Here is a 19,724-nt window from a genome sequence, read left to right as displayed (position 1 = left end):
TGTGGGTGAGGGCAACCGCCCGGACGGTGTAAAAAAACTACACCTGCCCGACATACAAATAGATCGCCAGGAAGTGGCACACGCTGCCGCCCAGCACAAAGCCGTGCCAGATTGCGTGGTTGTACGGAATACGCTTGCAGACGTAGAAAATCACACCCAGCGAGTAGACCACGCCGCCCACGGCCAGAAGCGTCACGCCCCCTACCGCCAGCTTGATCGCCAGCTGATACACCACAATCAGCGATAGCCAGCCCATCGTCAGATAGGTCACCAGCGACAGCACTTTAAACCGGTGCGCGATGGTCAGCTTAAACAGGATCCCCAGCAGCGCCAGGCTCCAGATAACGATCATCAGCCCGCGCGACAGCGGCGAGTTTAATCCCACCAGCAGGAAAGGCGTGTACGTCCCTGCGATAAGCAGATAGATCGCGCAGTGGTCAAATTTCTTGAGCCAGGTTTTGGCGCGCTGATGCGGAACGGCGTGATACAGCGTCGAGGCCAGAAACAGCAGGATCATACTCCCGCCATACAGGCTGTAGCTGGTAATCGCCATCGCGCTGGCGTTGGTATCGACTGCCTGCACCAGCAGCAATACCAGTCCGACTATGCCAAACACCAGCCCGATGCCGTGGCTAATGCTGTTGGCTACTTCCTCAGCCAGTGAATATCCCTGTGCAATTGATGGTTTGCTCACCATAGGTAACTCCGGGAAAACGAAAGATGATTATTCATCGTGTAACCATGCTAACTGAGAATTTTTCCAGTGAACACCTGTTAGCTAAAATAAATGCACATTCCAGATTTATCTTTTAAAATCAGCGCAATGACAGATAATTTCACCTAACACTTGTTCTATTTATCGGTAAGCTATTGATAATCAATACCATAAAAGTGCATGCCCTCTCAGGGCTGCATGGTATGATTCTCATAAGATGTCTGAATATGAGTTTTACCATAGTGAGCATGTTTACCCACTCCGCCATAGCCAGCCTCAATAATCTTGAGATGATGGTCTACAACTATGTCATCAAAAATCGTGACAAAGTGATGTACATGACCATCCGTGAACTGGCGGATGCAGCTGGCGTATCCACGACCACCATCCTGCGTTTTTGCCGCAAGCTTAACTGTGAAGGCTACTCTGAATTCCGCGTGCGCTTTAAGCTCTATCTGGAGCAGAACGAACCGCAGCAGGCCAATTTCGGTGCCAGTGAAATCATCAGTTTCTTTAAGAGCGTAAATAACGAAGAATTCGACACCCTGTTAGATAATGCCGTGGATATTATTCTGACATCCGAGCGTATTATATTTGTCGGGGCAGGTACCTCTGGCTCGCTGGCTAAATATGGTGCTCGCTTCTTTTCTAATATTGGCAAATTCAGCAACCATATTGACGATCCTTATTTTCCGGTCACGAACGATATGGCAAAAAATGCCCTGGCAATCGTTCTGTCCGTTTCCGGCGAAACCGAGGAGATCCTCCGCTTTGCCAGCCAGTTCAGCCTGCACCGCTGCAAAGTGCTCTCCATCACCAGCCACGAACACTCCCGGCTGGCAAAGCTCGCCGACTTTAACCTTTCATGGCATGTGCCCCAGACGCGCATCGGCGGCGTGTACGATATCACCACGCAAATTCCGGTCATCTATATTCTGGAGTCACTCGGGCGCAAACTGGCGAAGAAATTAACGCAATAAAACACCCTGTTTTTTCGCTGTGACAAATCACATTTTGCTGAAATTGTTATATCGTGACATTTAATTTCGCTTTGCTAGACTCGAATTCAGTTGTCATTTATTGAGAATAGCATTGATGAAAAAATTGACCTTACCGAAAGACTTTTTATGGGGCGGCGCGGTTGCCGCTCACCAGGTTGAAGGCGGCTGGAACAAAGGCGGCAAAGGGCCGAGCATTTGTGACGTACTGACCGGGGGTGCCCACGGCGTCCCGCGCGAAATCACCCAGGACGTGGTGGAAGGAAAATACTATCCAAACCATGAAGCCATCGACTTCCACGGCCACTACAAAGAAGACATCAAACTGTTCGCCGAGATGGGCTTCAAATGTTTCCGCACCTCCATTGCCTGGACGCGTATCTTCCCGAAAGGGGATGAAACCCAGCCGAATGAAGAGGGGCTGAAGTTCTACGATGACATGTTCGATGAGCTGCTGAAATACAACATCGAGCCGGTGATCACCCTCTCCCACTTTGAAATGCCGCTGCATCTGGTGCAGGAATACGGCGGCTGGACCAACCGTAAAGTGGTCGACTTCTTTGTACGCTTCGCCGAAGTGGTGTTTGAGCGCTACAAAAATAAGGTCAAATACTGGATGACCTTCAACGAGATCAATAACCAGCGCAACTGGCGCGCGCCGCTGTTCGGCTACTGCTGCTCCGGCGTGGTCTATACCGAGCATGATAATCCGGAAGAGACCATGTACCAGGTGCTGCACCACCAGTTCGTGGCCAGCGCGCTGGCGGTGAAGGCAGCGCGACGTATTAACCCGGAAATGAAAGTCGGCTGCATGCTGGCGATGGTGGCGCTTTACCCGTTCTCATGCAAACCAGAGGACGTGATGTTTGCCCAGGAATCCATGCGCGAGCGCTATGTCTTTACCGACGTCCAGCTGCGCGGCTATTACCCGTCTTACGTGCTCAACGAGTGGGAGCGCCGCGGGTTCTCCATCAACATGGAAGCCGGCGACGAGCAGATCCTGCGCGAAGGTACCTGTGACTACTTAGGTTTCAGCTATTACATGACCAACGCGGTGAAAGCGGAAGGCGGCACGGGCGATGCCATCTCAGGTTTTGAAGGCAGCGTACCGAACCCGCACGTCAAGGCGTCTGACTGGGGCTGGCAGATTGACCCGGTGGGCCTGCGCTACTCCCTGTGCGAGCTGTATGAGCGCTATCAGAAGCCGCTGTTTATCGTGGAAAACGGCTTCGGCGCGTACGACAAGGTGGAAGAGGACGGCAGCATTAACGATGATTACCGTATCGACTACCTGCGAGCACACGTTGAAGAGATGATGAAGGCGGTCACTTACGACGGCGTCGACCTGATGGGTTACACCCCGTGGGGCTGCATCGACTGCGTCTCCTTCACCACCGGCCAGTACAGCAAACGCTACGGCTTTATCTACGTGAACAAGCACGACGACGGCACCGGCGATATGTCCCGTTCGCGTAAGAAGAGTTTTGAATGGTACAAAACCGTGATCGCCAGCAACGGCGAGCAACTTTAACGCCGTAACGCCGGGCGGCGCTACGCTTGCACCGGCCTACAAAACCTGCGAATCGTAGGCCGGGTAAGGCGAAGCCGCCACCCGGCGTTTATTTCCCGCCCGCCAGTTCAATAAAACTGCCCGTCACGTACGACGCCTTCTCGCTCAGCAGCCAGACAATCGCCTGCGCCACCTCTTCCGGCTGGCCGCCGCGCTGCATCGGCAGCATGGACTTGACCCGATCCACGCGTCCCGGCTCGCCGCCCGAGGCGTGAATATCGGTATAAATCAGGCCAGGGCGTACGCAGTTGACGCGAATGCCCTGTGCCGCCACCTCGAGCGATAAACCGGTAGTCAGCGAATCCACTGCCCCTTTGGAGGCCGCGTAATCCACATATTCACCCGGCGCGCCCAGACGCGAAGCTGCGGATGAAACATTCACTATCGCCCCGCCTTTGCCGCCATGTTTAAACGACATGCGTTTTACCGCTTCGCGACAGCAGAGAAAGTAGCCCGTCACGTTGGTGGCGAGCACGCGGTTGATGCGCTCGGCCGACAGGTTTTCGATGGTCGATTGTTCAAACAGTATGCCGGCGTTATTCACCAGCGCCATAAGCGGTTCGCCTTCGCGATCGATGCTGTCATACATGGCCAGCACCTGCGCTTCATCGCTGATGTCGGCGCGCACGGCAAAGGCTTTGCCGCCCGCCTCGACAATCTGATTGACCACGTCCGTCGCGGCCTGGATGTTGTGGTGAAAGTTCACCGCCACGGTGTAGCCCTCGCTTGCCAGCTGCAGCGCGGTGGCTTTACCAATCCCGCGGCTGGCGCCGGTAACCAGTGCAATTGCCATTGTCTTCTCCCAATAAAAAAGCCGGGTGGCGGCTTCGCCTTACCCGGCCTACGTTACTACAGCAACAGAATTACTGGTATTCGCTCATCGGCACGCAGGAGCAGAACAGGTTACGGTCGCCGTAGACATCATCAAGACGCTTCACGGTCGGCCAGTATTTGTTTGCCACGCCCGCCGGGAAGACCGCCAGCTCGCGGGAGTAACCGTGGTTCCACTCCGCCACCAGCTCGTGCTGAGTGTGTGGCGCGTTGACCAGCGGGTTGTCGTCGAGCGTCCACTCGCCGTCCTGCACGCGATCGATCTCCATGCGGATGGCCAGCATCGCGTCGATGAAGCGGTCCAGCTCGGCTTTGCTTTCCGACTCCGTTGGTTCCACCATCAGCGTGCCTGCCACCGGGAAGGACATGGTTGGGGCGTGGAAACCGTAGTCGATCAGGCGTTTAGCGATATCCAGCTCGCTGATGCCCGTCGCGTCTTTCAGCGGACGAATATCAAGGATGCACTCGTGCGCCACGCGGCCATCACGGCCGGTATAGAGCACCGGGAAGGCAGATTTCAGTCGCGTGGCAATGTAGTTGGCGTTGAGGATCGCCACCTGGCTTGCCTGCTTCAGCCCTTCCGCGCCCATCATGCGGATATACATCCAGCTGATAGGCAGGATAGAGGCGCTGCCGAACGGTGCCGCAGAGACCGCGCCCTGTCGGGTCAGCATCCCTTCAATCTGCACCACGCTGTGGCCCGGCACAAACGGTGCCAGGTGCGCCTTCACGCCGATCGGTCCCATACCCGGGCCGCCACCGCCGTGCGGAATGCAGAAGGTTTTGTGCAGGTTCAGGTGCGACACGTCCGCGCCGATAAAGCCCGGCGAGGTAATGCCCACCTGGGCGTTCATGTTCGCGCCGTCAAGGTAGACCTGGCCACCGAACTGATGCACCACTTCGCACACTTCGCGGATGGTCTCTTCATACACGCCGTGGGTCGACGGGTAGGTCACCATGATGCAGGAAAGTTTCTCGCCCGCCTGCTCGGCTTTCGCCCGCAGGTCGGTGAGATCGATGTTGCCGTTTTTGTCACAGGCGACCACCACCACGTCCATACCTGCCATCTGGGCTGATGCCGGGTTGGTGCCGTGCGCGGAGCTTGGGATCAGGCAGATATCGCGATGCCCTTCGTTGCGGCTTTCATGATAATGGCGAATCGCCAGCAGACCCGCGTATTCCCCCTGCGCGCCGGAGTTAGGCTGCATGCACAGCGCGTCGTAGCCGGTCAGCTTCACCAGCCAGTCGGAGAGCTGGTTGATCATCAGGTGATAGCCTTCCGCCTGCTCAGCCGGGCAGAACGGGTGCAGTTCAGAGAACTCAGGCCAGGTGATAGGGATCATCTCGGCCGCGGCGTTCAGCTTCATGGTGCAGGAGCCGAGTGGGATCATCGCCTGGTTCAGCGCCAGATCTTTGCGCTCCAGCGAGTGCATATAGCGCATCATCTCGGTTTCGCTGTGATAGCGGTTAAAGACCGGATGCGTCAGGATGGCATCATTGCGCAGCATGCTCTCCTGAATGGAGCGGCTGTCGTGCGCGACGTCTTTGTCCAGCGCGTCGATGTCCAGGCCGTGTGCATCGCCCAGCAGTACGTTAAACAGGTTAACGATATCGTCACGGGTGGTGGTTTCATCCAGCGTAATGCCGACCGCGTTGTGGATGTCGCTGCGCAGGTTGATTTCTGCAGCATCGGCACGCGCCAGCACCGCTGCTTTATCAGCGACGTCAACGCACAGGGTGTCGAAATAGTGCGCGTGGCGCAGCGTCAGGCCTTTCTGCTGCAGGCCGCAGGCCAGAATGTCGGCCAGACGGTGAATGCGGCTGGCAATGCGTTTCAGCCCAGCCGGGCCGTGGAAGACGGCATACAGGCTGGCGATGTTGGCCAGCAGCACCTGTGAAGTACAGATGTTGGAGTTCGCTTTCTCGCGGCGAATGTGCTGCTCGCGGGTCTGCATCGCCATGCGCAGGGCGGTGTTACCGGCCGCGTCTTTCGACACGCCGATAATGCGGCCAGGCATGGAGCGTTTGAATTCATCTTTTGCAGCGAAGAAGGCTGCGTGCGGGCCGCCGTAGCCCATCGGCACGCCGAAGCGCTGGGCAGAGCCAAAGACAATGTCTGCGCCCTGTTTGCCAGGCGCAGTCAACAGCACCAGCGCCATAAAATCAGCCGCGACGCTGACAATCACTTTGCGGGATTTCAGCTCGGCGATCAGCGCGCTGTAGTCATGCACTTCCCCGGTGGTGCCTACCTGCTGGAGCAGCACGCCAAAGACCTCCTGGTGATCCAGCACTTTATCGGCATCGTCGACAATCACGTCAAAACCGAAGGTTTCCGCACGGGTGCGCACCACGTCCAGCGTCTGCGGATGGACGTCTGCCGCCACGAAGAAACGGTTGGCATTTTTCAGCTTGCTCACGCGTTTTGCCATCGCCATCGCTTCGGCTGCGGCAGTGGCTTCATCCAGCAGAGAAGCGGAGGCAATGTCCAGTCCGGTCAGGTCCAGAGTTACCTGCTGGAAGTTCAGCAGCGCTTCCAGACGGCCCTGAGACACTTCCGGCTGATAAGGGGTATAAGCGGTGTACCAGCCCGGGTTTTCCAGCATGTTGCGCAGGATAACCGGCGGTAACTGCACGTTGGTGTAGCCCATGCCAATATAAGACTTATAGCGCTTGTTGAGGCCGGCAATCGCCTTCAGCTCCGCCAGCGCGGCGAACTCCGTCGTGGACTCCCCCACCTGAGGCGGCGTGGCAAGCTGGATGTCTTTCGGCACGATCTGGCCGATCAGTGCGTTTAATGAATCCGCGCCAACCGTCTCCAGCATCTCCTGCTGTTGCTGAGCGTCCGGCCCAATGTGACGTTCAATGAAAGCGCCACGGTTTTCAAGCTGGCTTAAAGTCTGTGTCATGAGCGATGGTTCCTGAAACGTGCAGTGAATTTAAGTTCCCTCACCCTCCGGGAGAGGGTTAGGGTGAGGGGAAAATGGATACCCTCACCCCGGCCCTCTCCCAAAGGGAGAGGGAGAAAAACGGTTATTCGTCTTCCAGTAATGCTTCGTACGCGGTGGCATCCAGCAGCGCGGCTACCTGCGCTTCATCGCTGGCTTTGATCTTGAAGATCCAGCCGCCTTCATACGGCTCGCTGTTCACCAGCTCCGGCGAATCGCTCAGCGCGTCGTTCACGGCGACGATTTCACCGCTTACCGGGGCATAAATATCAGAGGCCGCTTTAACGGACTCCGCCACGGCGCAGTCGTCGCCTGCGCTCACGGTGGTGCCTACGTCGGGCAGATCAACAAACACCATATCGCCTAGCAACTCTTGCGCATGCTCGGTGATCCCTACGGTGTAAGTGCCGTCCGCCTCTTTGCGCAGCCACTCGTGTTCTTTGCTGTATTTCAGTTCTGCTGGCACATTGCTCATAAAATTTCTCCTGATAAAAAGCGTTAAGCGACCGGCTTACCGGCGCGAACAAAAATCGGTTTGGTCACGTTGACCGGCATCTCGCGGTTGCGGATCTGCACCACCGCCGTGTTGCCAATGCCCGCCGGGACGCGCGCCAGGGCAATACTGTAGCCAAGCGTCGGGGAGAAGGACCCGCTGGTGATCACCCCCTCGCGGTGATTGCCGTCGGCATCGGTGAAGCGTACCGGCAGCTCGCCGCGCAGCACGCCCTTCTCGGTCATCACCAGGCCAACCAGCTGGTCGGTGCCCTTCTCGCGCTGCATCTCCAGCGCTTCACGGCCAATAAAGTCGCGGTCAGCCGGTTCCCAGGCAATGGTCCAGCCCATGTTAGCCGCCAGCGGCGACACGCCTTCGTCCATCTCCTGACCGTAGAGGTTCATACCGGCTTCCAGACGCAGCGTATCGCGCGCGCCCAGGCCCGCAGGCTTCACGCCCGCCTCTACCAGCGCTTGCCAGAACCCTGCGGCTTTCTCATTCGGCATCGCAATTTCATAACCCGCTTCACCGGTATAGCCGGTGGTCGCGATGAACAGATCGCCCGCCTGCACGCCGAAGAACGGCTTCATGCCTTCGGTAGCGTGGCGCTGTTCATCGGTAAACAGCGTGGCGGCTTTCGCCTGCGCGTTCGGCCCCTGCACGGCGATCAGCGACAGATCGTCACGCACGGTGATGTCGATGGCGTAAGGTTCGGCGTGTTGGGAAATCCAGGAGAGGTCTTTTTCGCGGGTGGCGGAGTTTACAACGAGGCGGAAGAAATCTTCGGAGAAGTAATAGACGATTAGGTCATCAATCACGCCGCCGGAGGCATTAAGCATGCCGGTATAAAGCGCTTTGCCCGGCGTTTTTAGCTTCGCGACGTCGTTTGCCAGCAGATAACGCAAAAACTCCCGGGTGCGGCTGCCGCGCAGGTCGACAATGGTCATGTGGGATACGTCGAACATCCCGGCATCCGTGCGCACCGCGTGGTGCTCATCAATTTGCGAGCCGTAGTGCAGCGGCATCATCCAGCCATGGAAATCCACCATGCGTGCGCCGCATAACACGTGTTGTTCGTACAAAGGAGTCTGTTGAGCCATCTTTTCCTCGTTGAATAAGCAGGGCTGTCTTGCGTTTCACAGGCAACAACATTGCCACGAAACCCGGCGCCGACCTCCGTTTCAGACGCCGACGCAAACGTTCTCTTTTACCTGAACTTACCACCGAAACCGGCGGTTAACCATAAGGTAAAACGGGTCATCACATTAGCTTATGGCCAAAAAACGCTAAAAAGCCTACAGAGTTATTCACTGGGAAAATGCGATTAAACCCGCATAAAATTAACAATGATCTAACAGTATTTAGCAGATGGTGATATTTCGTGCGGAAAAGCGGGCCGATTTTCCGTTCCAAAAAAAACGTAAGATTAGATTATCTAATGCGAAAAACGGCGTGAAATTAGATTATTTCAAACGAGGAGATTTTCCCGGCGTCAGCGCCGGGAAAATAAAGTGTGACGGGGGTCAAAATTAGCGTTTAGCGAAGCCAGTGAGGGAGATCGTTAAGGCCCATCGCCTGACGAAGAAGCTGAGGCTTAACGCCGGGAAGCGCGTCGGCGAGTTTCAGGCCAATGTCGCGCAGCAGTTTTTTCGCCGGGTTCGCCCCGGCAAACAGCTCGCGGAAGCCCTGCATTCCCGCCAGCATCATGGCCGCGCTGTGCTTACGGCTGCGCTCGTAGCGACGCAGATACATATGCTGACCAATATCCTTGCCTTCGCGGTGCAAACGGCGCAACTCTTCAACCAGCTCGGCCGCATCCATAAAGCCCAGGTTGACCCCCTGGCCGGCCAGCGGGTGAATGGTATGCGCTGCATCGCCAACCAGCGCCAGACGGTGCGCGGCAAACTGGCGGGCGTAACGGCCCGTAAGTGGGAAGACCTGACGCTCGCTTTCAAGCATGCACAGTCCAAGGCGGTTATCAAACGCGATGCACAGCGCCTGGTTAAAGGCATCGGGCGTCGCGTCCTGCATCTGCTGAGCTTTTTCAGGCACCAGGGACCAGACAATCGAGCAGAGATGCGGATCGCTGAGCGGCAGGAAGGCCAGTATGCCGTCGTTATGGAAAATCTGACGCGCTACGCCGCCGTGCGGCTCGGTGGTGCGGATCGTGGCCACTAACGCATGGTGGTGATAATCCCAGTACGTCAGCGGGATGTCAGCTTTATTGCGCAGCCAGGAGTTGGCGCCGTCGGCCCCGACCATCAGACGCGCGGTCAGCATATCGCCATTTTGCAGGGTGATAAACGCTTCGTTTTCACCCCACGCCACCTGCTGAAGCTGTGCGGGTGCAATCAGCGTAACGTCGCTACAGGCCTGCGCCTTTTGCCACAGCGCGTGGTGAACCACCGCGTTTTCGATGATATGGCCGAGATGGCTATAGCCCAGGCTTTCATCATCGAAAGTGATGTGACCAAAGCTGTCTTTGTCCCACACTTCCATACCGTGATAACAGCTGGCGCGCTGGGCCACAATATCTGACCAGACGCCAAGATGAGTCAGCAACTTCTCGCTCGCCGCATTAATGGCCGAGACGCGGAGTTCCGGCGGCGCATCCTGCGCGACGGGCTGAGGCTGATTTTGCTCAAGCACGGCCACACGCAGGCCGCTGCCCTGCAGCCCACAGGCCAGCGCCAGTCCAACCATTCCGCCGCCAACGATAGCGACATCAACATTTTGCACGGTGATAACTCCTTAACGCGCGACCCAACCAAGAGTCCGCTGCGCCAGCACGTCGCGTGCCGGAATGAACAGTTCCATCGCCATCAGCCCGAGGTTACGACCCGCAACCAGCGGCCCCCAGCGATTAGCAAACAGGTGTACCAGGCCATCGGTGACGCCAATGGTCGCCTCTTTATCGGCCCGGCGGCGGTTTTGGTAATGGCTCAACACGGCATAGCCGCCGACGTCTTTTTGCTCAGACCATGCCTGCGCCAGCGATTCCGCCAGGCTCATGACGTCGCGCAGCCCCAGGTTGAAGCCCTGCCCCGCAATCGGATGCAGCGTCTGCGCGGCGTTGCCGACCAGCGCCACGCGATGCGAAATACATTGTGATGCGGTGGTTAACGATAGCGGATAAACCGCACGTTTGCCTGCATGCGTGATGCGTCCGAGTCGCCAGCCAAAGGCTTTTTGCAGCTCGTTGCAGAAACGGTCGTCTGTCCAGCCGAGCACCTCGTCCGCCTTCTCCTGCGGATGGCACCACACCAGCGAGCAGCGCCCGTGCGACATCGGCAGCATCGCCAGCGGTCCGTGCTGCGTGAAGCGCTCGAACGCTCTGCCGTTGTGCGCACCCGCCGTGGAGACATTGGCAATCACGCCGACCTGCCCGTACGGCTCCTGCTGCCATTGCACGCCAAACCGGGTGGCAATGGCGGAGCGGGAGCCGTCCGCCGCCACCAGCACCTGGCCTTCAAGCGTGGTACCGTTCTCTAACGTCACGCTGACCGCCTCTTCACTGCGGCTCACGTTCGCCACGCGGGCCGGGCAGTGCAAGGTTACGCCCGGCGCGTCCTGCAACAGACGGAACAGCCGCAGCCCGACGTCGTGCAGTTCGACAACCTGGCCCAGAGCATCAATGCGATAATCATGGGCATCCAGGGTTACAAACCCGGCGTGTCCGCGGTCGCTGACGTGAACGGTCTTGATCGCTGTCGCACACTCGGCGATAGCCTGCCAGATGCCAATGCGTGAAAGTTGCTGACACGTCCCCTGCGCCAGCGCAATGGCACGCGAATCAAACCCGGGGTGGTTCGTCGTCTGCGGCGCCACGGCCTCGACCAGATGCACCGGCAGCTGGCCCTGGGTCAAATGCGAAATGGCCAGCGCCAGCGTGGCGCCATTCATGCCTCCGCCAACGATAATCACGCTCATCCGCGTGCCGCCGCCATCAGCGCCTCGATGTCGTCGGCATTTTTCACGACGCTCGCGGTCAGGTTTTCGTTGCCGGTTTCGGTGATGACGATGTCATCTTCTATACGAATGCCGATCCCACGGTATGCGTCTGGCACATCGGCATCCGGCGCGATATACAGCCCCGGCTCGACGGTTAGCACCATACCCGGCTCCAGCACGCGTGAACGATCCGGGCCGTATGCGCCGACATCATGAACGTCCAGCCCCAGCCAGTGGCTCAGGCCGTGCATAAAGTACGGACGATGGGCATTTTCGGTAATCAGTGTGTCCACGTCGCCTTTCAGGATGCCCAGCTTCACCAGGCCGGTAATCATGATGCGAACCACTTCCCCGGTGACCTCCTGAATAGAGGTCCCCGGACGGAACAGCGTCAGGGCGGTATTCAGTGATTCGAGCACGATATCGTAGATTTCGCGCTGCGCGGGCGAGAATTTGCCGTTCACCGGGAAGGTGCGTGTAATGTCTCCGGCATAGCCGAGGTATTCACACCCGGCGTCGATCAGCACCAGTTCACCGTCGCGCAGTTCGCTTTCGTTTTCGGTGTAGTGCAGGATGCAGCCGTTTTCGCCGCCGCCCACGATGGTGTTATAGGACGGGAAGCGCGCGCCGTGACGGTTAAATTCGTGGTGAATTTCACCTTCGAGCTGATATTCAAACATCCCCGGACGGCATTTTTCCATCGCGCGGGTGTGCGCCAGCGCGCTGATTTCGCCGGCCCGACGCATCACGTTCAGCTCTTCTTCTGACTTAAACAGGCGCATCTCGTGCACCACCGGACGCCAGTCGGTCAGCGTGGCGGGCGCGGACAGGTTCTGACGCGCGCCCTTACGCAGCTTGTCCAGCGCGGTGAAGACGATCTCATCGGCGTAGGCGTATTCGCCCTGAGCATGGTAGAGCACGTCCAGACCGTTCAGCAGCTGGTAAAGCTGCTGGTTGATTTCGCTGAACGCCAGCGCACGGTCAACGCCCAGTTTCGCAGGCGCCGCCTCCTGGCCGAGGCGGCGACCAAACCAGACTTCTGCGGTCAGATCGCGCACGCGGTTAAAAATGACGCTGTGGTTGTGGGTGTCATTGCTTTTGATCAGCACCAGTACCGCTTCCGGCTCGTTAAACCCGGTGAAGTACCAGAAATCGCTGCTCTGGCGATAGGGGTATTCACTGTCGGCGCTGCGCGTCACTTCGGGCGCGGCAAAAATCAGCGCGGCGCTGCCCGGCTGCATCGTTGCCAGCAGCGCCTGACGACGGCGAGAATACTCTTGAGTAGACATAACCATGACACCCTCCTGTGCGTTGTTTTTCTTAATGTAAGGTTGGCTTGCGCACTTCCGGCGCGGTGGGCTGCGAGCGTGTGAAGTTGTCGTGGCACAGCAGTGACGCTACGCGAACGTATTCAATGATCTCTTCGAGGGACATCTCCAGCTCTTCCTGATCTTCGTCTTCTTCGTAGCCCAGCTGCGCGATATTACGCAGATCGTCGATGGCCTCACCCGCTTCGCCGGTCACTTTATCCAGTTTAGGTTGGGTTACGCCCAGCCCCAACAGATAGTGGTTGACCCAGCCAGCGAGCGCATCGGCGCGATCGAACACGCTGACATCGTCGCCTTCAGGCAGATAAAGCTGAAAAAGGAAACCATCGTCTTCCAGTGAATCGCTGGTTGCCGCATGCATTTTACGCAGAGCTTCCGCCAGCTCATGACCAAAGGCCAGCCCTTCGTTCGTCAGGTCGTGGATCAGCGGCTGCCATGAGCTGTCGCTGTTTCCGCCGCACAGTATGCCACTGATCAGACCGTGCATTTCGGCAGGGGTTAAACCGACTCCCTGCTGGTTCAGTAACTGGTTTAAATCCTTGTAACCAGGCATTTCGTTCTGTATAGACATACGCATTCGTCATCAAAGGGAGGATATTCATGATATGCTACCACTTTGGACCCTGGTGATACCAGAAAAGGGCTTGTATCTTCACATCAGGGTAGCTATAGTGTCGCCCCTTCGCAGCCCCCGGGGCAGTAAGCGAAGGCAGCGCAGTCAATCAGCAGGAAGGTGGCATGTCTGCACAACCCGTCGATCTCCAGATTTTTGGCCGTTCACTGCGAGTGAATTGTCCACCTGAACAAAGGGATGCCCTGAATCAGGCTGCGGACGATTTGAATCAGCGGTTGCAAGATCTCAAAGAACGCACTAGAGTCACAAATACTGAGCAGCTGGTCTTCATCGCCGCGTTGAACATCAGCTATGAACTGACTCAGGAAAAAACGAAGACCCGCGACTACGCGGCAAGCATGGAGCAGCGCATTAAAATGCTCCAGCAGACCATTGAACAGGCGTTGCTTGATCAGGGTCGCAATCCCGAAAGACCGGGACCAAAGTTTGAATAACACTTCTCAGTTGACTATGGTAGAGTAACTGTGAAGACAAAATTTCTCTGAGATGTTCGCAAGCGGGCCAGTCCCCTGAGCCGATATTTCATACCACAAGAATGTGGCGCTCCATGGTTGGTGAGCATGCTCGGTTCGTCCGAGAAGCCTTAAAACTATGACGACACATTCACCTTGAACCAAGGGTTCAAGGGTTACAGCCTGCGGCGGCATCTCGGAGATTCCCTCTCTCTTCTCTACCGACTACCATGACACAATTCCCTGAAGTACCCGCGTCTCGCCAGGCTATTCGTCAGCTTATCCGTCAACGTCGTCGTGCGTTAACCCCCGAACAGCAAGCGCTTTTTTCCCAGCAGGCCGCCGCGCGTATGATGGCGTATCCCCCTGTTGTGATGGCGCATACGGTCGCGCTGTTTCTCTCTTTTGATGGCGAACTGGATACCCAACCGCTTATCGACCAGCTCTGGCGCGCCGGAAAGAAGGTGTACCTGCCTGTGCTACACCCGTTCAGCAAGGGCAACCTGCTGTTTTTGCACTACCATCCGCGCAGCGAACTGGTGGTGAATCGTCTGAAAATTACCGAACCCAAACTCGACGTCCGCGATGTGCTGCCGCTGGCAGATCTGGACGTGCTGGTCACGCCGCTGGTGGCGTTTGATGAGCAGGGTCAGCGCCTGGGTATGGGCGGGGGATTTTATGACAGAACGCTGCAAAACTGGCAGCATCATGGCTTTCAGCCGGTAGGGTATGCGCATGATTGTCAGGCTGTAGAGGCCTTGCCGGTGGAGAAATGGGATATCCCGTTGCCTGCGGTGGTGACGCCCGGCAAAACCTGGACCTGGTAGAATAAAGCCGGGTGGCGCTCACGCTTACCCGGCCTACATAACTCCCCGGACCTTCCAGGTCGGGTAAGCGTAAGCGCCACCCGACACCACAGCCCGCACTATCAGTACAGCAGACGCGCGCGGATCGTCCCCGGAATCGCCTTCATGCTCTGCAGTGCTTTCTCAGCGACATCTTCATCCGCTTCAATATCAATAACCACATAACCCATCTGCGAGTTAGTTTGCAGATACTGTGCGGCAATGTTCACGCCCTGCTCGGCGAAGATCTGGTTGATGGCAGTCAGCACGCCCGGACGGTTTTCATGGATGTGCAGCAGACGGCGGCCACCGTGCAGCGGCAGAGATACTTCCGGGAAGTTCACGGCGGAAAGCGTCGAACCGTTGTCAGAGTATTTGCTCAGCTTGCCCGCCACTTCCAGGCCGATATTCTCCTGCGCTTCCTGGGTAGACCCGCCGATATGCGGCGTCAGGATCACGTTGTCGAACTCGCACAGCGGAGAGGTGAACGGATCGCTGTTGGTCGCAGGCTCGGTCGGGAAAACGTCGATGGCAGCGCCCGCCAGGTGTTTACGCTTCAGGGCATCTGCCAGCGCCGGAATATCCACTACGGTGCCGCGCGCGGCGTTGATCAGCAGGGAGCCCGGCTTCATCAGCGCCAGCTCTTCCGCCCCCATCATGTTTTTGGTTGACGCATTTTCCGGCACATGCAGGCTCACCACGTCGCTCATGTTCAGCAGATCGGACAGATGTTGTACCTGGGTAGCATTGCCGAGCGGCAGCTTGCTTTCGATATCATAGAAGAAGACGTGCATCCCCAGCGACTCAGCCAGGATCCCCAGCTGCGTGCCGATATGACCGTAGCCGATGATCCCGAGCTTCTTGCCACGCGCTTCGAATGAGCCGGACGCCAGTTTGTTCCACACGCCACGGTGCGCTTTGGCGTTCGCTTCAGGGATACCGCGCAGCAACAGCAGCAATTCACCAATGACCAGTTCCGCCACGGAACGGGTGTTGGAGAACGGGGCGTTAAAGACCGGAATACCGCGTCTGGCGGCTGCGTTCAAATCCACCTGGTTGGTACCGATGCAGAAACAGCCGATAGCCACCAGCTTTTCCGCCGCAGCAATAACGTCTTCAGTCAGGTGGGTACGGGATCGCAGACCGATGAAATGGGCATCACGGATGGACGCTTTCAGCTCGTCGGTGTCGAGCGCCCCTTTGTGAAATTCGATATTGGTGTAGCCTGCCGCACGAAGACTATCGATGGCTTTCTGATGCACGCCCTCGACCAGCAGGAATTTAATCTTGTCTTTCTCCAGTGATACCTTTGCCATTTACCCGACCCTGTTTTTGTCTGAACTGATGTTGTGCTGGATATGCATCCGCTCCAGCCAACATATCAAAAAAAACTATTGCAGCAATATGAACGTTTGCGTCGGCACTCTGAAGAAAAGTCATACAGGGCAAAATGGCAGAGGAAAATGCTAAGGAAGATTGCGAAAGCGGCAGGATCGGCAAAACAGGCGTAAAAACGTGACACAAGTCACCGAATTTAGCAGTTCAAAATTTTTTTAGTGGGGGGAAGGCTCCCCCCGTCAGATCATTTTACGATGGTTTTCACGCCGTCAGCGGTTCCGATCAGCGCCACATCCGCGCCACGGTTGGCGAACAGCCCGACCGTCACCACGCCGGGGATGCCGTTGATGGCGTTTTCCAGCGCCCCCGCATCGAGGATCTCCAGGCCGTGCACGTCGAGGATCACGTTGCCATTATCCGTCACCACGCCCTGACGATATTCCGGACGACCACCCAGCTTCACCAGCTCGCGCGCCACTGCGCTGCGTGCCATTGGGATCACTTCGACCGGCAGCGGGAAATTACCCAGAATATCGACCTGCTTGGACGCATCGGCAATGCAGATAAATTTGTCCGCAACGGAGGCAATGATCTTTTCACGCGTCAGCGCCGCGCCGCCGCCTTTGATCATCTGCATATGGCCGTTGATTTCATCCGCGCCGTCAACGTAGATGCCGAGACGGTCCACTTCGTTCAAATCAAAAACGGTAATACCAAGGCTTTTCAGCTTTTCCGTGGAAGCATCGGAGCTTGATACCGCGCCCTCGATCTGCCCTTTCATCGTGCCCAGGGCATCGATAAAGTGTGCCGCCGTTGACCCCGTACCAACACCCACAATGGTACCTGGCTGTACGTACTGGAGAGCGGCCCATCCTACTGCTTTTTTCAGTTCATCCTGCGTCATGATCGTTTTGCCTGTGGTGTGAAAACTCAGGCCGCATTATAGAACACGCGGAATGGATTTCGTCTGTCACGAGGGGAAAATTGTGTCATAGTGCAGAATAAGTAAAATTCAGGAGTATTGACCCGCAATGAAACGTCCGGATTACAGAACATTACAGGCCCTTGATGCCGTCATTCGCGAACGTGGTTTTGAACGCGCGGCGCAGAAGCTGTGCATCACCCAATCCGCCGTGTCACAGCGTATCAAACAGCTTGAAAACATGTTCGGACAACCCCTGCTGGTGCGTACCGTGCCACCACGCCCGACCGAGCAGGGTCAAAAGCTGCTCGCCCTGCTGCGCCAGGTTGAGCTGCTGGAAGATGAATGGCTGGGTGATGAACAGACCGGTTCCACGCCGCTGCTGCTGTCGCTGGCGGTGAACGCCGACAGCCTGGCAACCTGGCTGCTGCCTGCCCTTGCGCCGGTGCTGGCCGACTCCCCTATCCGGCTCAACTTGCAGGTAGAAGATGAAACCCGCACCCAGGAGCGTTTGCGTCGCGGTGAAGTGGTCGGCGCGGTCAGTATTCAGCCTCAGGCGCTGCCAAGCTGTCTGGTCGATCAGCTGGGTGCGCTGGACTACCTGTTTGTTGGCTCAAAAGCCTTTGCCGAACGCTACTTCCCGAACGGCGTAACGCGCGCCGCGCTGCTGAAAGCGCCCGCCGTGGCATTCGACCATCTCGACGATATGCATCAGGCCTTCCTGCAGCAAAACTTCGACCTGCCGCCGGGCAGCGTGCCGTGCCACATCGTGAACTCGTCGGAGGCCTTTGTGCAGCTTGCGCGTCAGGGAACCACCTGCTGCATGATCCCGCATTTGCAGATTGAGAGAGAGTTGAAAAGCGGTGAGCTGATTGATTTAACGCCGGGGCTGTATCAGCGCCGGATGCTCTACTGGCACCGTTTTGCACCGGAAAGCCGCATGATGCGCAACGTCACCGACGCGCTGCTGGCATTTGGTCACAAGGTGTTGAGACAGGATTAATCGCCTGAATTCCCTCTCCCTGTGGGAGAGGGTCAGGGTGAGGGCAAATTACTGCGCCTTAGCCGCCTCAGTTTGCTGAGTCTGCGTTGGCTCCAGCTGGAACACCACATCAACCTGATCGTCGAACTGGATCGTCGGCTGTTCGTACGTTTCCTGCGCGGATACCGGTGCCGCATCGGCCTTCATCATACGCACCATCGGGCTTGGCTGATAGTTAGAGACGTGGTAGCGCACGCTATACACCGGGCCGAGTTTGCCTTTGAAGCCGGACGCCAGCTGCTGCGCCTGATGAATGGCGTCATCAATAGCGGCTTTACGCGCTTCGTCTTTGTATTTTTCCGGTTGCGCAACGCCCAGAGAGACGGAACGGATTTCGTTCAGCCCCGCTTTCAGCGCGCCGTCCAGCAGCGAGTTCAGCTTATCCAGCTGGCGCAGGGTGACTTCCACCGTACGCACGGCGCGGTAGCCTTTCAGAATGCTTTTACCGTTCTGGTAGTCATAATCCGGCTGGGTGCGCAGGTTCGCGGAGTTGATATCTTTTTTCGCCACGCCGTTCTGCTCCAGGAAAGAGAGATATTGCGCAACGCGATCGTCCGCCTGCTTCTTCGCGGACGCGGCATCTTTTGCCGCGACGTTCACTTCAATCGCCAGGGTTGCGACATCCGGTACCGCATCCACGCTTGCGGTGCCTGACGTGACGATGTGCGGACCCGCAGGCAGTTCATTCGCCTGCGCCGAAACCGCACCTAAACTCACTAACGCCGCCAGGGCTATCACGTTAAACTTCACTGTTATTCCTCCATGTTGCGAAGAGTGCCCTAACAACAGGGCTCATGCCAGCAAGCTTAGCGGGTCTTATTCAGATGTCCATAAGACAACGCTTAGTTGAACAATGCCTGAACATGGTGAACGCCCTCTTTCGCCAGCTGGAACGCGATAAACCACATCACCAGCCCGACCAGCGTATTAATGATGCGCTGGGCTTTTGCCGTACGCAGCCTCGGTGCCAGCCACGCAGCCAGAATGGCGAGGCCAAAGAACCACAGGAATGACGCGCTCACGGTTCCCAGCGCAAACCAGCGCTTAGGCTCCACGTCGAGCTGTCCGCCAAGGCTACCCAGCACCACAAAGGTATCGAGGTAAACGTGGGGGTTCAGCCACGTTACGGCCAGCATGGTGGCAATAATTTTCCAGCGCCCCTGCTTCATCACCTCGGCGCTGGCGAGTTCCAGGTTGCTGCTCATCGCCGTTTTCAGCGCCCCAAACCCATACCAGAGCAGGAATGCGACGCCGCCCCAGGTCACCAGCGCCAGCAGCCATGGCGACTGCATCAGCAGTGCGCTGCCGCCAAAAATGCCGGCGCAGATCAGCAGCAGGTCGCTCACCGCGCACAGCAGGGCAATCATCAGATGATACTGGCGGCGAATGCCCTGGTTCATGACAAACGCATTTTGCGGGCCGAGAGGAAGGATCATTGCTGCGCCTAGCGCAAGCCCTTGAAAATAGTAAGATAACATTACATAACTCTCATCAGGTTTTCTCTATGTGCAGACTATACTGCGAGCCTGCCATTAGAGAAAATTGATAATTTTAATGATTAATTAGAATAATTAATAAAACCCTGTGCAAGGTGCAATATTCAGATTTTATCAAGTCCCCTGCTCCATTAACCGGCGTATCCTTATGCGATCCCTGACTC

18 protein-coding genes and 1 other RNA gene are annotated in these 19,724 nt (G+C 57.1%); 6 read left to right on the top strand and 13 right to left on the bottom strand.

Annotated elements, in window-relative coordinates:
* Window positions 1-37: 37 nt before the first annotated feature.
* The gene (gene trhA, locus I6L58_RS17080) at window positions 38-697 is read right to left on the bottom strand and encodes a PAQR family membrane homeostasis protein TrhA (RefSeq protein WP_006178378.1); all 660 of its coding nucleotides are present in this window, start codon (window positions 695-697) and stop codon (window positions 38-40) included.
* Between the two features lie 266 nt (window positions 698-963).
* Here trhA and I6L58_RS17075 point away from each other — a divergent pair, with 266 nt between their 5' ends.
* Both I6L58_RS17075 and I6L58_RS17070 read left to right on the top strand, forming a co-directional pair.
* Window positions 964-1,695, top strand: a complete 732-nt coding sequence (locus I6L58_RS17075) for a MurR/RpiR family transcriptional regulator (protein ID WP_088208682.1) — start codon at window positions 964-966, stop codon at window positions 1,693-1,695.
* 115 nt (window positions 1,696-1,810) lie between these two features.
* Window positions 1,811-3,244 (top strand): 6-phospho-beta-glucosidase, encoded by a 1,434-nt coding sequence (locus tag I6L58_RS17070; protein ID WP_058608594.1) that lies wholly within the window; start codon window positions 1,811-1,813, stop codon window positions 3,242-3,244.
* A gap of 88 nt (window positions 3,245-3,332) precedes the next feature.
* On the opposite strand, the gene I6L58_RS17065 is transcribed toward I6L58_RS17070, so the two are convergent.
* From I6L58_RS17065 to I6L58_RS17030, 8 genes are all read right to left on the bottom strand, one after another.
* Complete coding sequence (locus tag I6L58_RS17065) at window positions 3,333-4,076, bottom strand: SDR family oxidoreductase (protein ID WP_088208585.1); 744 nt, start codon at window positions 4,074-4,076, stop codon at window positions 3,333-3,335.
* Between the two features lie 70 nt (window positions 4,077-4,146).
* Window positions 4,147-7,020, bottom strand: coding sequence for an aminomethyl-transferring glycine dehydrogenase (gcvP, locus tag I6L58_RS17060; RefSeq protein ID WP_088208584.1), 2,874 nt, complete (start codon window positions 7,018-7,020; stop codon window positions 4,147-4,149).
* Window positions 7,021-7,144: 124 nt separating this feature from the next.
* The gene (gene gcvH / locus I6L58_RS17055; protein ID WP_006178383.1) at window positions 7,145-7,534 is read right to left on the bottom strand and encodes a glycine cleavage system protein GcvH; all 390 of its coding nucleotides are present in this window, start codon (window positions 7,532-7,534) and stop codon (window positions 7,145-7,147) included.
* A gap of 23 nt (window positions 7,535-7,557) precedes the next feature.
* Window positions 7,558-8,652 (bottom strand): glycine cleavage system aminomethyltransferase GcvT, encoded by a 1,095-nt coding sequence (gene gcvT, locus I6L58_RS17050; protein WP_088208583.1) that lies wholly within the window; start codon window positions 8,650-8,652, stop codon window positions 7,558-7,560.
* Window positions 8,653-9,088: 436 nt separating this feature from the next.
* Window positions 9,089-10,291, bottom strand: coding sequence for an FAD-dependent 2-octaprenylphenol hydroxylase (ubiI, locus tag I6L58_RS17045; RefSeq protein WP_088208582.1), 1,203 nt, complete (start codon window positions 10,289-10,291; stop codon window positions 9,089-9,091).
* A gap of 12 nt (window positions 10,292-10,303) precedes the next feature.
* A complete protein-coding gene (gene ubiH, locus I6L58_RS17040; RefSeq protein WP_088208581.1) occupies window positions 10,304-11,482 on the bottom strand; it encodes a 2-octaprenyl-6-methoxyphenyl hydroxylase in 1,179 nt (392 codons plus the stop codon).
* Window positions 11,479-12,792: a Xaa-Pro aminopeptidase gene (pepP, locus tag I6L58_RS17035; protein WP_042322301.1), complete on the bottom strand. Its 1,314-nt coding sequence runs from the start codon at window positions 12,790-12,792 to the stop codon at window positions 11,479-11,481. Before pepP ends, ubiH begins: the two co-directional genes overlap by 4 nt.
* A 31-nt stretch (window positions 12,793-12,823) precedes the next feature.
* Window positions 12,824-13,402, bottom strand: coding sequence for a YecA/YgfB family protein (locus I6L58_RS17030; protein WP_072208719.1), 579 nt, complete (start codon window positions 13,400-13,402; stop codon window positions 12,824-12,826).
* A gap of 167 nt (window positions 13,403-13,569) precedes the next feature.
* Between I6L58_RS17030 and zapA the strand changes: the two genes are divergently transcribed.
* The 3 genes from zapA (at window position 13,570) to I6L58_RS17015 (ending at window position 14,744) form a co-directional block, all read left to right on the top strand.
* Complete coding sequence (zapA, locus tag I6L58_RS17025; RefSeq protein ID WP_006178390.1) at window positions 13,570-13,899, top strand: cell division protein ZapA; 330 nt, start codon at window positions 13,570-13,572, stop codon at window positions 13,897-13,899.
* A gap of 41 nt (window positions 13,900-13,940) precedes the next feature.
* A non-coding RNA gene (gene ssrS, locus I6L58_RS17020) (6S RNA) lies at window positions 13,941-14,124 on the top strand.
* Between the two features lie 23 nt (window positions 14,125-14,147).
* Entirely contained in the window at window positions 14,148-14,744 is a 597-nt protein-coding gene (locus I6L58_RS17015; protein WP_088208580.1) for a 5-formyltetrahydrofolate cyclo-ligase, read from the top strand.
* A 101-nt stretch (window positions 14,745-14,845) separates the two neighbouring features.
* Here I6L58_RS17015 and serA read toward each other — a convergent pair whose 3' ends face one another.
* Window positions 14,846-16,078, bottom strand: coding sequence for a phosphoglycerate dehydrogenase (serA, locus tag I6L58_RS17010; protein WP_006178392.1), 1,233 nt, complete (start codon window positions 16,076-16,078; stop codon window positions 14,846-14,848).
* Window positions 16,079-16,344: 266 nt separating this feature from the next.
* The gene (gene rpiA / locus I6L58_RS17005; RefSeq protein WP_088208579.1) at window positions 16,345-17,004 is read right to left on the bottom strand and encodes a ribose-5-phosphate isomerase RpiA; all 660 of its coding nucleotides are present in this window, start codon (window positions 17,002-17,004) and stop codon (window positions 16,345-16,347) included.
* A gap of 127 nt (window positions 17,005-17,131) precedes the next feature.
* On the opposite strand from rpiA, the gene argP reads away from it, so the two are divergent.
* The gene (argP, locus tag I6L58_RS17000) at window positions 17,132-18,025 is read left to right on the top strand and encodes a DNA-binding transcriptional regulator ArgP (RefSeq protein WP_006178395.1); all 894 of its coding nucleotides are present in this window, start codon (window positions 17,132-17,134) and stop codon (window positions 18,023-18,025) included.
* A gap of 48 nt (window positions 18,026-18,073) precedes the next feature.
* Here argP and I6L58_RS16995 read toward each other — a convergent pair whose 3' ends face one another.
* Together I6L58_RS16995 and argO are read right to left on the bottom strand one after the other, a co-directional pair.
* Window positions 18,074-18,814, bottom strand: a complete 741-nt coding sequence (locus I6L58_RS16995; protein WP_006178396.1) for an oxidative stress defense protein — start codon at window positions 18,812-18,814, stop codon at window positions 18,074-18,076.
* 92 nt (window positions 18,815-18,906) lie between these two features.
* Window positions 18,907-19,542: an arginine exporter ArgO gene (gene argO / locus I6L58_RS16990; RefSeq protein ID WP_006178397.1), complete on the bottom strand. Its 636-nt coding sequence runs from the start codon at window positions 19,540-19,542 to the stop codon at window positions 18,907-18,909.
* Window positions 19,543-19,724 lie beyond the last annotated feature (182 nt).

Source organism: Enterobacter cancerogenus (assembly GCF_019047785.1).
Classification (GTDB): Bacteria; Pseudomonadota; Gammaproteobacteria; order Enterobacterales; family Enterobacteriaceae; genus Enterobacter; species Enterobacter cancerogenus.
The sequence above is the reverse complement of the archived record's forward strand: the minus strand, read 5'-3'. Positions and strand labels throughout refer to the sequence as shown.

Excerpts from the sequence above, each read along its gene's own strand:
- pepP (WP_042322301.1), bottom strand. The coding sequence starts at position 12,792 with ATGTCTACTCAAGAGTATTCTCGCCGTCGTCAGGCGCTGCTGGCAACG.
- gcvH (WP_006178383.1), bottom strand. The coding sequence starts at position 7,534 with ATGAGCAATGTGCCAGCAGAACTGAAATACAGCAAAGAACACGAGTGG.
- zapA (WP_006178390.1), top strand. The coding sequence starts at position 13,570 with ATGTCTGCACAACCCGTCGATCTCCAGATTTTTGGCCGTTCACTGCGA.
- serA (WP_006178392.1), bottom strand. The coding sequence starts at position 16,078 with ATGGCAAAGGTATCACTGGAGAAAGACAAGATTAAATTCCTGCTGGTC.
- I6L58_RS17030 (WP_072208719.1), bottom strand. The coding sequence starts at position 13,402 with ATGTCTATACAGAACGAAATGCCTGGTTACAAGGATTTAAACCAGTTA.
- argP (WP_006178395.1), top strand. The coding sequence starts at position 17,132 with ATGAAACGTCCGGATTACAGAACATTACAGGCCCTTGATGCCGTCATT.
- gcvP (WP_088208584.1), bottom strand. The coding sequence starts at position 7,020 with ATGACACAGACTTTAAGCCAGCTTGAAAACCGTGGCGCTTTCATTGAA.
- I6L58_RS17065 (WP_088208585.1), bottom strand. The coding sequence starts at position 4,076 with ATGGCAATTGCACTGGTTACCGGCGCCAGCCGCGGGATTGGTAAAGCC.
- I6L58_RS17075 (WP_088208682.1), top strand. The coding sequence starts at position 964 with ATGTTTACCCACTCCGCCATAGCCAGCCTCAATAATCTTGAGATGATG.
- rpiA (WP_088208579.1), bottom strand. The coding sequence starts at position 17,004 with ATGACGCAGGATGAACTGAAAAAAGCAGTAGGATGGGCCGCTCTCCAG.
- I6L58_RS17070 (WP_058608594.1), top strand. The coding sequence starts at position 1,811 with ATGAAAAAATTGACCTTACCGAAAGACTTTTTATGGGGCGGCGCGGTT.
- I6L58_RS17015 (WP_088208580.1), top strand. The coding sequence starts at position 14,148 with ATGACACAATTCCCTGAAGTACCCGCGTCTCGCCAGGCTATTCGTCAG.
- argO (WP_006178397.1), bottom strand. The coding sequence starts at position 19,542 with ATGTTATCTTACTATTTTCAAGGGCTTGCGCTAGGCGCAGCAATGATC.
- trhA (WP_006178378.1), bottom strand. The coding sequence starts at position 697 with ATGGTGAGCAAACCATCAATTGCACAGGGATATTCACTGGCTGAGGAA.
- ubiH (WP_088208581.1), bottom strand. The coding sequence starts at position 11,482 with ATGAGCGTGATTATCGTTGGCGGAGGCATGAATGGCGCCACGCTGGCG.
- gcvT (WP_088208583.1), bottom strand. The coding sequence starts at position 8,652 with ATGGCTCAACAGACTCCTTTGTACGAACAACACGTGTTATGCGGCGCA.